Consider the following 16288-nt stretch of genomic DNA (forward strand, 5'->3'; position numbering starts at 1 on the left):
TATGGCATTGAAAGATAGACATGCGGGCAGAAGACGCCCTACCCTATCGACAAGTAAAATTCACGATCGTGACGACACCACTGCCGCATCGAGCGTCATTAAATATTTGCTTGCCTCAATGTTCCGCCGCGAAAACCATCTCTTCGAAGCGTGCGCTTCTTGTCATTCTGATTGTTGTCACTCTTCTATCCAGCATGACGCCCGTCACACGCTGAGGTATCGTGATGTCAAGCCTACTTGAGCTCATCAAGGCCAATTACCGCAATGACCCCACCGCTGCTGCGCTCGGACGTCCGGACGGAGCATTTCTCGATCATACCTCGCTTCTTTGCAATGTCGTCGCCATGGGCGAGACGCTGAGGTCTATCGGGATCGAGCGGGAGGACCGGATCGCGCTGTCCCTACCCGACGCGTTGCAAGCTGCCGTGGCGTTTCTCGCGGTCGCAACGCACTCGGTTTGCGCGCCCATGAACCCGCGCTTTCGGCGAGCCGAAATTGAATTCCATCTGACGGATCTAAGTATCTCGGCTCTAGTGGTTCCGGAAGGCGAGGATCCGCCAGCGCTGAACGTAGCGACACAACTCGGTGTGCAGATATTGCGCTTGGCATGCGATAAGCGAGGCTTTCCGGCCGCGCTCATCGCAGACCGTATCGTCCAGCGCTGCAGGAAGAACCGCAGTGTGACAAATCAGGCACTGTTGCTGCATACCTCGGGCACCACCGCGCGTCCCAAGATTGTGCCGTTGTCGCATGCCAATCTCGTCACTTCTGCACGAAACATCGCTCGGTCTCTGGCGCTGACGCCGAATGACCGTTGCCTCAACGTAATGCCGCTTTTCCACATTCACGGCCTGGTCGGTGCGCTCTTGGCCTCGCTCGCAGCGGGATCGAGCGTGGCTCTACCGCGCGAGTTCGACCCTATGTGTTTCTTCGACTGGCTCGATGCAGGCGAGGCCACTTGGTACACGGCCGTGCCGGCTATTCACCAGGCGGTCCTGGCGATGGCGCCGCAGCACGCCGCAGTCCTGGCCCGACAGCACCTCCGCTTCGTTCGTTCCTCCTCGGCCGCGCTGCCACCCACCGTCATGGCCGCGCTTGAGCGCGTGTTTGGCACGCCAGTCGTGGAGGCTTACGGAATGACGGAGGCGTCGCACCAGATTGCGACAAACCAGCTACCACCTGGGGTGCGCAAGTCCGGATCAGTCGGTCTTCCGGCCGGTCCCGACGTCGCCATCTTGAGCGAGGACGGTGCGTTCCTACCCGGCGGGGCACAGGGCGAGATCTGTATCCGTGGCGCGACGATCATGACAGCGTACGAACATAACGACGACGGCAATGCGCGCGCCTTCTGTGATGGGTGGCTTCGTACTGGCGACCAAGGCTTCTTGGATGCCGATGGCTATCTGCACATCAGCGGGCGCCTCAAAGAGATGATCAATCGAGGTGGGGAGAAAGTGTCTCCGCTGGAGGTAGAAGCCGCCCTGCTTCAGCACCCGGCAATCGCCGAGGCGGCGGTGTTCTCGATCCCGCATCCGACGCTCGGGGAAGACGTGGCCGCCGCCGTGGTGCTGCTACCGGGAGCGACTGTCGCCGAGAGCAACCTCCGTCAGTGGCTACAGGGATACCTGGCTGACATAAAGGTCCCACAACAAATCGTCGTCGTGGATGCGCTCCCGCGCGGCCCCACTGGTAAGGTGCAACGGCTGCTTCTCGCTGGCGCCTTGCAGAACAGCCTTTGTACCACGTTTGTGGCTCCGCGCACGCCCACCGAACAAGCCCTTGCCGAAATCTGGCGCGAGATGCTGGGACTAGAGCGAATCAGCGCCCTCGACAACTTCTTCAGCCTTGGTGGTGATTCGCTCAAGGCGGTGATGGTGATTTCCCGGCTTCGCCGAGTGCTGGGCGTGGAGGTTTCGGTGGCCGCGCTGTTTGCCCGGCCGGTGCTGGCTGAGTTTGCCGATGCGGTGCGGGAGGGGGCGCGGAGCACGCTGCCGCCGATCCTCGCGGCCGGACGCGAGGCGCCGCTGCCGCTGTCCTTTGCGCAGCAGCGGATGTGGTTCCTGGCGCAGATGGAGGGCGTCAGCCAAGCCTATCACGTCCCGCTGGGGCTGCGGTTGACAGGAGAGCTGGACGGCGGCGCGTTGCGCCGCGCCCTGGACCGCCTCGTCGCCCGGCACGAAGCGCTGCGCACCACCTTCGACCCCGCCGATGATCAGCCGGTTCAGCGCATTGCGACCGAGAACGGCGGCTTCAGCCTGCACGAGCATGACCTGCGCCAACACGGCGATGCCGAAGGAGAGGTACAGCGGCTGGCCATCGAGGAAGCCAACGCCGGGTTCGATCTGCAAGCTGGCCCGCTGGTCCGGGGCCGGCTTATCCGCTTGGGTGATAGCGAGCATGTGCTGCTCATCACCATGCACCATATCGTCTCCGATGGCTGGTCGATGGGCGTGCTGACCCGCGAGCTTGGCACCTTGTACTGCGCCTACAGCCAGGGTCAGGCCGACCCTCTGCCCGCGTTGGCCCTCCAATACCCCGATTATGCCGTCTGGCAGCGGCGCTGGCTGGGCGGGGAAGTCCTACAAGCGCAAAGCGACTACTGGCAGCGCACCTTGGCGGGCGCGCCGGCCGTGCTGGAGCTGCCCACGGACCGCCGCCGTCTCCCCCAGCAGGACCATGCCGGCGCGCTTGTGGCGCTGGAACTCGACGACGGCCTCACCGCCGGATTGAAGGCTCTGGGCCAGCGCCATGGCACGACCCTGTTCATGACGCTGCTGACCGGCTGGGCTGCGCTGCTGGCCCGGCTGTCCGGCCAGGACGATGTGGTGATTGGCATTCCGGTCGCCAACCGCAGCCGAGCCGAGGTCGAACCGCTGATCGGGTTTTTCGTCAATACACTGGCATTGCGCATTGATCTGTCCGGTTCGCCCACGGTTGAGGGAGTGCTCGCCCGGGTCAAGGCCCGGACGCTGGAAGCACAACACCATCAGGACTTGCCGTTCGAGCATGTGGTGGAGATCGTGCGTCCGCCGCGCAACCTGGCGCACGCGCCGGTGTTTCAGGTGATGTTCGCCTGGCAGAACACCGGCGAAAGCGGCCTAGAACTGCCGGGGCTGACAGTGGCCCCGGTGAGGACGCCCCGTTGTTTTGCAAAATTTGATCTGACACTCAGCCTCGCTGAGGTTGGCGGACGCATCGTCGGCGGGCTGGAATACGCCACGGCGCTGTTTGACCGGGCGACGGTCGAGCGTCATGCCGGGTACTTGCGCAGGGTGCTGGCCGCGATGGTGGCCGATGCGCAACAAGCCGTGGACCGGATGGCATTGCTCGGCGCGGCCGAGCGTCACCAGCTTCTGACGCTCTGGAACGCCACGGAGGCGGCCTATCCGCACGACCGCTGCATTCACGAGCTGTTTGAAGCTCAGGCCTCCCGGCACCCAGACGCGGTTGCCGTGGTCCACGGGGACCGGCAGCTCAGTTATGGCGAACTGAACGTGAAAGCCAACCGGCTCGCGCATCACCTGCGCGGCTTCGGCGTCACGCCCGATGCACGGGTGGCGATCTGCGTGGAGCGCGGCCTGGACATGCTGATAGGGCTGCTGGCCATTCTAAAAGCCGGGGGCGCCTATGTGCCGCTCGATCCGAAGGCTCCATCAAAGCGCCTGCAAGCCATTCTCGAGGACGCACAGCCTAAAGTCATCATGGTGCAGTCGAAGCTGCAGAAGGCGGGCATCGATTCAATGACATCGGCGGAACGCAAGTGGATCGGCGATCCCCCCATTATTATTTGTCTGGAGCAGGACGCCAAAGCCATCAGCGCGGAGAGCGCGGAGAATGCTTCCTCTGGGGCGACTTCTGACAGTCTGGCCTATGTATGTTTTACCTCCGGTTCAACTGGTGGACCCAAGGGCGTGAGTATTCCCCACCGTGGCGTCGTGCGTTTAGTCAAGAACACAAATTATGTTGCGATTTCGACGTCCGATGTCTTCTTTCAATTCGCGCCGGTTTCGTTTGACGCTTCAACCTTTGAGATCTGGGGCTGCCTTTTAAACGGCGCTCGATTGGTCGTGTGCCCGCCGGGAATGTTGTCCCTAGCCGAACTCGGATCGACGATTCGCGCACATGGGATTTCAGTGCTCTGGCTGACGGCCGGTTTGTTCCATCAAATGGTGGATGAGGAGTTGGAGAGCCTGAAGGGGGTGCGTCAGTTGTTGACGGGCGGCGACGTTTTGTCCGTGGCGCATGTGCGGAAGGCTTTGGACGCTCTGGGAGAAGGCCGGCTCATCAATGGTTACGGTCCAACCGAAAACACAACTTTCACCTGCTGCCATGCCATCACTCGTTCGTCCCTGAAAGGGCATTCAATCCCTATTGGCCGTCCGATTTCCAACACGCAATGCTTCGTGCTGGATCGCAGTTCGCAGCCAGCCCCGATTGGAGTGCCCGGAGAACTCTTTATCGGCGGCGATGGATTGGCATGCGGCTACCTGAACGATCCCGAATTGACCGCCGAAAAGTTCATCCCAAACCCGTTCCGGCTAGGAGCATTGTTGTATCGCACGGGCGACTTTGCCCGCTATCTGCCGGACGGCAACATCGAGTTTCTCGGTCGCGTCGATCGTCAGGTGAAGATCCGCGGGTTCCGCATCGAGCTGGGTGAGATCGAGGCTCGGCTGGCGCAGCATCCGGCGGTGCGGGAGGCGGTGGTGCTCGCCAGCGAAGACCGCTCTGGCGACAAACGACTGACGGCGTACTACACCGTGGTGCCGGATGCGGCGGCTGCCGATGCCGAGGCGCTACGCCGCCACCTCTCGGCGGCGCTGCCCGAATATATGGTGCCAGCTGCCTATGTGCAGCTTGACGCCTTGCCGCTCACAGCGAATGGCAAGCTCGATCGCCGCGCGCTGCCGGAACCGGGCGGTGCGGCGGCCTACGGGGCTCACGGGTACGAAGCGCCGGCTGGCGAAATCGAGACCCGCCTGGCCCGGATCTGGGCCGATGTACTCAAAGTTGAGTGTATCGGCCGATATGACCATTTCTTTGAGTTGGGCGGCCATTCGCTCAAGGCGGTGATGGTGATTTCCCGGCTTCGCCGAGTGCTGGGCGTGGAGGTTTCGGTGGCCGCGCTGTTTGCCCGGCCGGTGCTGGCTGAGTTTGCCGATGCGGTGCGGGAGGGGGCGCGGAGCACGCTGCCGCCGATCCTCGCGGCCGGACGCGAGGCGCCGCTGCCGCTGTCCTTTGCGCAGCAGCGGATGTGGTTCCTGGCGCAGATGGAGGGCGTCAGCCAAGCCTATCACGTCCCGCTGGGGCTGCGGTTGACAGGAGAGCTGGACGGCGGCGCGTTGCGCCGCGCCCTGGACCGCCTCGTCGCCCGGCACGAAGCGCTGCGCACCACCTTCGACCCCGCCGATGATCAGCCGGTTCAGCGCATTGCGACCGAGAACGGCGGCTTCAGCCTGCACGAGCATGACCTGCGCCAACACGGCGATGCCGAAGGAGAGGTACAGCGGCTGGCCATCGAGGAAGCCAACGCCGGGTTCGATCTGCAAGCTGGCCCGCTGGTCCGGGGCCGGCTTATCCGCTTGGGTGATAGCGAGCATGTGCTGCTCATCACCATGCACCATATCGTCTCCGATGGCTGGTCGATGGGCGTGCTGACCCGCGAGCTTGGCACCTTGTACTGCGCCTACAGCCAGGGTCAGGCCGACCCTCTGCCCGCGTTGGCCCTCCAATACCCCGATTATGCCGTCTGGCAGCGGCGCTGGCTGGGCGGGGAAGTCCTACAAGCGCAAAGCGACTACTGGCAGCGCACCTTGGCGGGCGCGCCGGCCGTGCTGGAGCTGCCCACGGACCGCCGCCGTCTCCCCCAGCAGGACCATGCCGGCGCGCTTGTGGCGCTGGAACTCGACGACGGCCTCACCGCCGGATTGAAGGCTCTGGGCCAGCGCCATGGCACGACCCTGTTCATGACGCTGCTGACCGGCTGGGCTGCGCTGCTGGCCCGGCTGTCCGGCCAGGACGATGTGGTGATTGGCATTCCGGTCGCCAACCGCAGCCGAGCCGAGGTCGAACCGCTGATCGGGTTTTTCGTCAATACACTGGCATTGCGCATTGATCTGTCCGGTTCGCCCACGGTTGAGGGAGTGCTCGCCCGGGTCAAGGCCCGGACGCTGGAAGCACAACACCATCAGGACTTGCCGTTCGAGCATGTGGTGGAGATCGTGCGTCCGCCGCGCAACCTGGCGCACGCGCCGGTGTTTCAGGTGATGTTCGCCTGGCAGAACACCGGCGAAAGCGGCCTAGAACTGCCGGGGCTGACAGTGGCCCCGGTGAGGACGCCCCGTTGTTTTGCAAAATTTGATCTGACACTCAGCCTCGCTGAGGTTGGCGGACGCATCGTCGGCGGGCTGGAATACGCCACGGCGCTGTTTGACCGGGCGACGGTCGAGCGTCATGCCGGGTACTTGCGCAGGGTGCTGGCCGCGATGGTGGCCGATGCGCAACAAGCCGTGGACCGGATGGCATTGCTCGGCGCGGCCGAGCGTCACCAGCTTCTGACGCTCTGGAACGCCACGGAGGCGGCCTATCCGCACGACCGCTGCATTCACGAGCTGTTTGAAGCTCAGGCCTCCCGGCACCCAGACGCGGTTGCCGTGGTCCACGGGGACCGGCAGCTCAGTTATGGCGAACTGAACGTGAAAGCCAACCGGCTCGCGCATCACCTGCGCGGCTTCGGCGTCACGCCCGATGCACGGGTGGCGATCTGCGTGGAGCGCGGCCTGGACATGCTGATAGGGCTGCTGGCCATTCTAAAAGCCGGGGGCGCCTATGTGCCGCTCGATCCGGCCTATCCGGCCGAGCGGCTAACCTATATGTTGAGAGACAGTGCCCCGGTAGCCATCCTCACACAAGCCCAAGTGGGGCTCGGACTGCCTGCGGCGGTCGGCGGCGCTGCCGCTGGCGTGCCCGTGATTGATCTCACCGATGCTGAGCGCTGGGCCACGCAGCCGGACAGCAATCCGACTCCGACTAGCGTCGGCCTCACATCTCGGCATCTGGCCTATGTCATTTATACCTCAGGCTCCACGGGTATGCCAAAAGGGGTCGCCATTGAGCACAGGAACACCATCAACTTCATTTGTTGGGCACAGTCGTCGTTTACGCCCAAGGAACTCAAGCACACACTTTTTTCGACATCTCTGAACTTTGATTTGTCTGTGTTTGAGTGTTTTGTTCCGCTCACAAACGGAGCCGTCACGGAAATCGTGCAGAATGCGCTCGATCTAAATCACTCATTGCTGAATGTCACCTTGATCAACACGGTCCCCTCTGTGATCAAGGCACTGATCGACACTGACGCCATTCCTCGCCACGTCCGGATAGTGAACCTGGCGGGTGAGCCGCTTAAGCAAGTGTTAGCAGAGCGCCTCTTTGCTCAAACTGAAGTGAGTACTTTATGTAATCTCTACGGTCCTTCCGAAACCACTACATACTCAACCTGGGTCGCAATGAATCGAGGCGACGGGTTTGCAGCACACATTGGGCGTCCAATATCGAACACAAAGATTTACATTTTAGATGGACATAACGAGCCAGTTCCGATTGGGGTGGCTGGGGAGATTTACATAGGCGGGGCTGGGGTTGCTCGTGGCTATTTAAACCGGCCGGAGCTGACAGCGGAGCGGTTCGTGGCCGACCCGTTTGCCAGTGCCGCCGATGCGCGAATGTACAAGAGTGGCGATCTCGGCCGCTATCTGCCGGACGGCAACATCGAGTTTCTCGGTCGCGTCGATCGTCAGGTGAAGATCCGCGGGTTCCGCATCGAGCTGGGTGAGATCGAGGCTCGGCTGGCGCAGCATCCGGCGGTGCGGGAGGCGGTGGTGCTCGCCAGCGAAGACCGCTCTGGCGACAAACGACTGACGGCGTACTACACCGTGGTGCCGGATGCGGCGGCTGCCGATGCCGAGGCGCTACGCCGCCACCTCTCGGCGGCGCTGCCCGAATATATGGTGCCAGCTGCCTATGTGCAGCTTGACGCCTTGCCGCTCACAGCGAATGGCAAGCTCGATCGCCGCGCGCTGCCGGAACCGGGCGGTGCGGCGGCCTACGGGGCTCACGGGTACGAAGCGCCGGCTGGCGAAATCGAGACCCGCCTGGCCCGGATCTGGGCCGATGTACTCAAAGTTGAGTGTATCGGCCGATATGACCATTTCTTTGAGTTGGGCGGCCATTCGCTCAAGGCGGTGATGGTGATTTCCCGGCTTCGCCGAGTGCTGGGCGTGGAGGTTTCGGTGGCCGCGCTGTTTGCCCGGCCGGTGCTGGCTGAGTTTGCCGATGCGGTGCGGGAGGGGGCGCGGAGCACGCTGCCGCCGATCCTCGCGGCCGGACGCGAGGCGCCGCTGCCGCTGTCCTTTGCGCAGCAGCGGATGTGGTTCCTGGCGCAGATGGAGGGCGTCAGCCAAGCCTATCACGTCCCGCTGGGGCTGCGGTTGACAGGAGAGCTGGACGGCGGCGCGTTGCGCCGCGCCCTGGACCGCCTCGTCGCCCGGCACGAAGCGCTGCGCACCACCTTCGACCCCGCCGATGATCAGCCGGTTCAGCGCATTGCGACCGAGAACGGCGGCTTCAGCCTGCACGAGCATGACCTGCGCCAACACGGCGATGCCGAAGGAGAGGTACAGCGGCTGGCCATCGAGGAAGCCAACGCCGGGTTCGATCTGCAAGCTGGCCCGCTGGTCCGGGGCCGGCTTATCCGCTTGGGTGATAGCGAGCATGTGCTGCTCATCACCATGCACCATATCGTCTCCGATGGCTGGTCGATGGGCGTGCTGACCCGCGAGCTTGGCACCTTGTACTGCGCCTACAGCCAGGGTCAGGCCGACCCTCTGCCCGCGTTGGCCCTCCAATACCCCGATTATGCCGTCTGGCAGCGGCGCTGGCTGGGCGGGGAAGTCCTACAAGCGCAAAGCGACTACTGGCAGCGCACCTTGGCGGGCGCGCCGGCCGTGCTGGAGCTGCCCACGGACCGCCGCCGTCTCCCCCAGCAGGACCATGCCGGCGCGCTTGTGGCGCTGGAACTCGACGACGGCCTCACCGCCGGATTGAAGGCTCTGGGCCAGCGCCATGGCACGACCCTGTTCATGACGCTGCTGACCGGCTGGGCTGCGCTGCTGGCCCGGCTGTCCGGCCAGGACGATGTGGTGATTGGCATTCCGGTCGCCAACCGCAGCCGAGCCGAGGTCGAACCGCTGATCGGGTTTTTCGTCAATACACTGGCATTGCGCATTGATCTGTCCGGTTCGCCCACGGTTGAGGGAGTGCTCGCCCGGGTCAAGGCCCGGACGCTGGAAGCACAACACCATCAGGACTTGCCGTTCGAGCATGTGGTGGAGATCGTGCGTCCGCCGCGCAACCTGGCGCACGCGCCGGTGTTTCAGGTGATGTTCGCCTGGCAGAACACCGGCGAAAGCGGCCTAGAACTGCCGGGGCTGACAGTGGCCCCGGTGAGGACGCCCCGTTGTTTTGCAAAATTTGATCTGACACTCAGCCTCGCTGAGGTTGGCGGACGCATCGTCGGCGGGCTGGAATACGCCACGGCGCTGTTTGACCGGGCGACGGTCGAGCGTCATGCCGGGTACTTGCGCAGGGTGCTGGCCGCGATGGTGGCCGATGCGCAACAAGCCGTGGACCGGATGGCATTGCTCGGCGCGGCCGAGCGTCACCAGCTTCTGACGCTCTGGAACGCCACGGAGGCGGCCTATCCGCACGACCGCTGCATTCACGAGCTGTTTGAAGCTCAGGCCTCCCGGCACCCAGACGCGGTTGCCGTGGTCCACGGGGACCGGCAGCTCAGTTATGGCGAACTGAACGTGAAAGCCAACCGGCTCGCGCATCACCTGCGCGGCTTCGGCGTCACGCCCGATGCACGGGTGGCGATCTGCGTGGAGCGCGGCCTGGACATGCTGATAGGGCTGCTGGCCATTCTAAAAGCCGGGGGCGCCTATGTGCCGCTCGATCCGAAGGCTCCATCAAAGCGCCTGCAAGCCATTCTCGAGGACGCACAGCCTAAAGTCATCATGGTGCAGTCGAAGCTGCAGAAGGCGGGCATCGATTCAATGACATCGGCGGAACGCAAGTGGATCGGCGATCCCCCCATTATTATTTGTCTGGAGCAGGACGCCAAAGCCATCAGCGCGGAGAGCGCGGAGAATGCTTCCTCTGGGGCGACTTCTGACAGTCTGGCCTATGTATGTTTTACCTCCGGTTCAACTGGTGGACCCAAGGGCGTGAGTATTCCCCACCGTGGCGTCGTGCGTTTAGTCAAGAACACAAATTATGTTGCGATTTCGACGTCCGATGTCTTCTTTCAATTCGCGCCGGTTTCGTTTGACGCTTCAACCTTTGAGATCTGGGGCTGCCTTTTAAACGGCGCTCGATTGGTCGTGTGCCCGCCGGGAATGTTGTCCCTAGCCGAACTCGGATCGACGATTCGCGCACATGGGATTTCAGTGCTCTGGCTGACGGCCGGTTTGTTCCATCAAATGGTGGATGAGGAGTTGGAGAGCCTGAAGGGGGTGCGTCAGTTGTTGACGGGCGGCGACGTTTTGTCCGTGGCGCATGTGCGGAAGGCTTTGGACGCTCTGGGAGAAGGCCGGCTCATCAATGGTTACGGTCCAACCGAAAACACAACTTTCACCTGCTGCCATGCCATCACTCGTTCGTCCCTGAAAGGGCATTCAATCCCTATTGGCCGTCCGATTTCCAACACGCAATGCTTCGTGCTGGATCGCAGTTCGCAGCCAGCCCCGATTGGAGTGCCCGGAGAACTCTTTATCGGCGGCGATGGATTGGCATGCGGCTACCTGAACGATCCCGAATTGACCGCCGAAAAGTTCATCCCAAACCCGTTCCGGCTAGGAGCATTGTTGTATCGCACGGGCGACTTTGCCCGCTATCTGCCGGACGGCAACATCGAGTTTCTCGGTCGCGTCGATCGTCAGGTGAAGATCCGCGGGTTCCGCATCGAGCTGGGTGAGATCGAGGCTCGGCTGGCGCAGCATCCGGCGGTGCGGGAGGCGGTGGTGCTCGCCAGCGAAGACCGCTCTGGCGACAAACGACTGACGGCGTACTACACCGTGGTGCCGGATGCGGCGGCTGCCGATGCCGAGGCGCTACGCCGCCACCTCTCGGCGGCGCTGCCCGAATATATGGTGCCAGCTGCCTATGTGCAGCTTGACGCCTTGCCGCTCACAGCGAATGGCAAGCTCGATCGCCGCGCGCTGCCGGAACCAAAGGACCTGTTCATAGAGAGTCAGGCGTCATATGTCGCGCCAAGGTCGCCTACGGAACAGGTGCTTGCGGATATTTGGAGTGAGATTCTTGGGTCGAAACAAGTAGGCATCGCCGACAATTTCTTCGAATTGGGAGGGCATTCCCTGGCTGTGGTCCGCTTGATCAGCGAAGTCAACCGGACGCTCAAGATTGGTCTAAGTGTTCCAGAGGTTTTCCAGAATGTGACTGTGCAACAACTGGCAAGGGTGATTGACGCAAGGAGGCCAATGAGCAAACGACTTCCTACGGTAATTCAGTTGCGAGAAGGTAGGATTGATCCACCGGTGTATTTCATTTATGCCGGACCCGACGAATTCAGTCTTGCACAGATAGTAGCTACGGGACAACCTGTCTATGGTATTGAAGTGCCATACCCGTTGACATGGCGGAATGCAGCAGAAAATTTTGATATTTCCGCCTTACCAACTATGGCGCAATTGGTTGCCCCATATGTGGCGACAATCCGCACCCACGCGGGCTCATCTCCCTGTGTGTTGGCCGGATTCTCGTTTGCGGGAGTGATGGCTTTTGAGGTGGCCGAACAACTCCAGGGACAGGGTGTTGAAGTGGAAGCGGTGCTGTTATTTGATTCATGGGCGACCTTCCCACATCAAATTGCGTGGTGCAATTTACGGAAAGACTGGACGCTAGCGTTCAACGCGGTGTCGACAGATTATTCTTTGCATTCGGTTGGTTCCCGTATGAAGCGTTCAGCGATTCTTTTTGGAGGGATATTGAAATCTAAAACAAGATATTTTTTGACGGAGACTAAATGTTTATTTCCTTTGTACAAATTATTAAGGTCATTATTTCGGCAATCAGCGATATATGATAGTCTTACGTCCATTCAAGACGAGCAAGGGATGTTAATGCCTATGCGACTGCTAGGGCGATTGTACGATAAGGCGCTAAAAACTAAGGATCAGCGCTGCCTAGACCTACGGGGTATCCTTTTCGGAGCAAGTTCTGGCGAAAAAAAGATTCTCCGTTCCGTGGACAGCAGTCTGGGTTGGGCGAACCTATTTACTCGAGGCCTAGCGATCATTCAGGTGCCCGGAGATCATCTCACAATGATCCGAGAGGAATCTCATAGACTGACGCTGTCTCGAGAGATGAATGTTGCGCTGAGTCGGCTTTGCTCCCACTCGAACAAACAATGTTCGCGGGACGAGCGGCGAAGATAAGAACTGGTCCGAAGAATCCGAACGGGACGATAAGTGTCCGTCCGGGAAGTAGTTGAATCGGATGAATCATTTGTGATTCATTGGCGGCTGCCTGATTCGATGAGAGGCCGCCAATGTGGACGTCCGAAAACCGCCCGAAATACAATCGTGACAAACTGCGCTATCCGAGCGATCTGACGGACGATGAGTGGTCGCACATCGAGCCGATTATTCCACCGGCCAAACGTGGCGGACGCAAGCGCTCTGTTGAGCCGCGGGAAATCGTGAACGGTCTCATGTATGTGCTGAGCACGGGATGCCAGTGGCGTTACGTTCCCAAAGATCTGCCGCCCAAGAGCACGCTGTTTGGTTATTTCGACCTTTGGAACTGGGACGGCACGCTGGATCGCATTCATCACGCGCTCTACGTGAAGTGTCGCGAAGCCATGGATCGTGAAGCGAGCCCGACGGCCTGCGTCATCGACAGCCAGAGCGTAAAGAGCGCGGAAAAAGGGGGCGCCGCATCGATCCGAGCGGCTATGATGCTGGCAAGAAGATCAAAGGCAAGAAGCGCCATATCCTCGTCGATACGCTAGGCCTGCTGCTGCATGCAGTGGTGCATCCCGCCGACATTCAAGATCGGGATGGTGGCGTGCTTGTTCTGTCGACCTTGTTCGGCTTGTATCCGTTTTTACAAAAGCTCTTTGCTGATGGCGGATATCAGGGCCCGGTCTTTCAAAAGGCGTCGGCCAAAATCCTGCCGCATATACAAATCGAAATCGTCAAACGCTCCGATCAGGCCAAAGGGTTTGAGCTTCTGCCGCGACGTTGGGTTGTCGAACGCACCTTCGCTTGGCTTAATCGTTGCCGCCGCTTGGCCAAAGACTTCGAAAATCTCACCCGAAACGCACTCGCTTTTCTCCGTCTCGCCTCAATTCGTCTCACGCTCAGAAAGCTTTGTCTGAATTGATGAACTTTCCGGACCGACTCTAAGGGGATTTTCTTCCTGAGTTCTGAGCGCCATTGCATCCAAGCGACAGGCACTGATACATTAACCAGCGACGGGCCCGTGCATGTGGTAGTTTGAGCCATGAAGCGTCTGGTTCTATCTCAGGTTCACTCTAAGCTACCGGGATGTCGAGGATCTTCTAGCCGAGCGTGGACTGACTGTCAGCAATGAGTCGATCCGCCGGTGGGTGCTCAAATTCGGACCTATGATTGCCAGGAACCTGCGGATGGTCCGGCCGAAAGCTTACACTCGGTGGCATCTCGATGAAATGGTGGTCTCGTTCTCTTCAATGCCTTCGATCGAGCAACCCGCAGTTCCCATTAAGTGCAAAATTCGTCATGTGCACTCAATCGATGAGTCTGCCGACTGTTAGAAAAGTCCCTCCGCCTTTAGCGTCGCGGCACGAGCCAATCACGGGCAATAAGGCTACGGCCGTTCCGGAAGTGGGCCGCGTCGCAGGCCTTGATGGTCTCTCACCCCCCGTGAGTACGTTGTCGGCGGGCCGCCCCCGGTCTGGAACGCGGAGCCGGCGCGGTTGCCTTGTCACTGGAAAGCCGCTTGAGCCGTTCAGCCATTTTGGCCGGTTTGTGTGGATCGTAGAAGGGGCTGCGCCGAGTGGCCTCGTCGGGCATATAGTAGTCAATCATCTGTATCAGACGTTGCTCATGAGCGATATCCTGCTCAATGAATGTTTGAAATTCGGGCTTGCGTTTAAGCATTTTTCGCAATTCGTCGATCTCCTGCAAAGACTCCTTTTTCCGGTCCTGCATCCGGTCCCATTTTTTCTTCGCAATGTCATCAAACGGGCCGATGAAACGGACCTCACCTCTCATCGGATCGATCCAGACATCATCGGGATGCGGGACAGGGTTTGGTCGCGGTAAATTGTTACGATCACATTTTCTAAATTCGGCTTCCCAATCTCGCTTGTACTCTACAGAAACCTCGAATAACGCCTGTTTCTCTGCGCGCTGCTTGGCTTCAATCGCTTCTGTCATTTCCTTGAAGGCCAGCTGGGCACGATGATTACCCTTCATCGCTGCGATTCCTAGGCCCCGCATCACGGCTTGGATCGCTGGCATCTCTATGATGCGGTCGCCTTCGCGGATGCTCACCAGCCGATAGGCTTCATGAAGCATTAACGCCTGGGCATCCCTCAGGCTGGCGTCAACTTGCTTGTCTCGGTGCCGGGGCCGCCCGCTGGGATTGCCCGACCGGCCTTTCTGAAATCGATATTGCGCCGGTGGCCGCTTGTAGCCGACCGAGTAGGTATCGGTTCCGAGTTTTTGGTTATCTCTTTGATCCTCTTCACTCATGACTCAGCCCTGTGATGATCGGAAGGCGCGCCGCCGCCATATCCTCAAAGGATTTATCAGTCGACGATAATATCGCAGGCTTGCCCGTCATTCGCTCCCACCGAAGAACGATGGTATCGCAATAGGCCGGGTCATATTCGATCAGCCGCGCGCCGCGTCCGCAGGTCTCGGCGGCGATCAGTGTGGTTCCAGACCCGCCAAAACAGTCGAGAACGATGTCGCCGCGCCGCGAGCAGTCGCGAATGGCGTCGGCGACCAGTGCCGCCGGCTTCACGGTCGGGTGCATGGAAAGTTCATCCATCCGTCCAGTGCCCATGCTGCTGATGCCAGGATAATCCCAAACATTGGTGCGGTATCGGCCGGTGTCGCCTAGGCCGAAGCTGTTGACATGCGGCGCGGTCCCGACCTTGAAGACAAACACCAGTTCGTGCTTGGAGCGGTAGAAGCTCCCCATCCCGCCATTGGTCTTGTTCCAAACGCAGAGATTCTTAAGCTCCGAAAACGCTGCTCGGCCCGCCGTCAGCAGCTCGCTCATATGGCGCCAGTCCATGCAGACGAAGGCGATTGCCCCGTCGCGACACCGCTTGGCCGCCGCTCCCAATGTCTCTGACAAGAAAGCGGTGAAGCTCGACGATGACATTTCACCGACGCCCATAGCAAACTCGCGATGCCTGATTCGTCCCGAGCCGCAGACGTGTCCGTCGATCGGAACATTGTAAGGTGGATCGGTAAAGATCAGATCGACCGTCTCGCCCGCCAGGAGCCGTTCATAATCGTCTACGTTTCTGGCGTCACCGCAGATCAGCCGATGACGACCCAATCGCCAAAGATCTCCCATTCGCGTGACCGCGTCCTCAGACATAAGTGGGATTACATCTTCCGGCCCGGCAGGGGTGTCTGTGGCGCCGTCACGGGCGGCGTCAAGGATGAAGTCCGCTTCGGCCAACGAGAAGCCCGTGACCGTCATATCGAATCCGAGGTCAACTAGCCCTTGGAGCTCGATTGCCAGGATTTCCTGATCCCAGCCGGCGTTGAGTGCCAGTTTGTTGTCGGCCAGTATGTAGGCCCGCCTTTGATCGGGCGTCACAGTCTCGATCCGCACACACGGCACCGTCGCCATGTTCAAAATCTTGGCAGCTTCGACGCGGCCATGCCCCGCCAGAATCATGTTCTGGGCGTCGATAAGGATGGGGTTTGTAAAGCCGAAGGTCCGGATGCTGTCTGCAATTTGCCGGATCTGTTTGTTCGAATGCCTTCTGGCATTGCGCGGATAGGGGTTTAAATCCTTTGGTTCAAAATAAACAACAGAAAGCGCGGCCATTGAATCGATTCTTCCTTCCTTGCTATTTGCACCTCCTCCCTTAATGAGCAGCCTCTATTTCGTATCCGGGCTGATTCAAACATTTCATGTATGTAGTTTGCAGGCCGCGCGAATTCACTCTTTTAGCTGTGGAAAACACGGATTGGTG

Annotated in this window: 4 protein-coding genes and 1 pseudogene; 3 read left to right on the top strand and 2 right to left on the bottom strand. The window is 60.4% G+C overall.

Annotation, left to right across the window (positions count from 1 at the left end; translation table 11 throughout):
* Positions 1-224 precede the first annotated feature (224 nt).
* From QEV83_RS03115 to QEV83_RS03125, 3 genes and pseudogenes are all read left to right on the top strand, one after another.
* Positions 225-12515, top strand: a complete 12291-nt coding sequence (locus tag QEV83_RS03115) for a non-ribosomal peptide synthetase (protein WP_280129818.1) — start codon at positions 225-227, stop codon at positions 12513-12515.
* Positions 12516-12628: 113 nt separating this feature from the next.
* Positions 12629-13464 (top strand): IS5 family transposase gene (locus tag QEV83_RS03120; RefSeq protein ID WP_280129447.1). Its coding sequence is split into 2 segments (ribosomal slippage): positions 12629-13040 and positions 13040-13464, totalling 837 coding nucleotides; the frame shifts between segments, so codons are not numbered across the junction.
* A 124-nt stretch (positions 13465-13588) separates the two neighbouring features.
* Positions 13589-13780: pseudogene (locus tag QEV83_RS03125) on the top strand (IS6 family transposase); the annotation flags it as partial.
* Between the two features lie 196 nt (positions 13781-13976).
* On the opposite strand, the gene QEV83_RS03130 reads toward QEV83_RS03125, so the two are convergent.
* Both QEV83_RS03130 and QEV83_RS03135 read right to left on the bottom strand, forming a co-directional pair.
* On the bottom strand, positions 13977-14819 hold the full coding sequence (locus QEV83_RS03130; RefSeq protein ID WP_280129819.1) for a DUF5681 domain-containing protein: 843 nt from the start codon (positions 14817-14819) through the stop codon (positions 13977-13979).
* Positions 14812-16140 carry a DNA methyltransferase gene (locus QEV83_RS03135; protein WP_280129820.1) on the bottom strand — a complete coding sequence of 443 codons (1329 nt, stop codon included), beginning with the start codon at positions 16138-16140 and terminating at the stop codon, positions 14812-14814. Before QEV83_RS03135 ends, QEV83_RS03130 begins: the two co-directional genes overlap by 8 nt.
* Between the last annotated feature and the right edge of the window lie 148 nt (positions 16141-16288).

The organism is Methylocapsa sp. D3K7 (assembly GCF_029855125.1).
In the GTDB taxonomy this organism is placed as follows: Bacteria; Pseudomonadota; Alphaproteobacteria; order Rhizobiales; family Beijerinckiaceae; genus Methylocapsa.

Bases quoted from the DNA above. Each gene is read 5' to 3' on its own strand.
- QEV83_RS03115 (WP_280129818.1), top strand. From the start codon at position 225: ATGTCAAGCCTACTTGAGCTCATCAAGGCCAATTACCGCAATGACCCC.
- QEV83_RS03130 (WP_280129819.1), bottom strand. From the start codon at position 14,819: ATGAGTGAAGAGGATCAAAGAGATAACCAAAAACTCGGAACCGATACC.
- QEV83_RS03135 (WP_280129820.1), bottom strand. From the start codon at position 16,140: ATGGCCGCGCTTTCTGTTGTTTATTTTGAACCAAAGGATTTAAACCCC.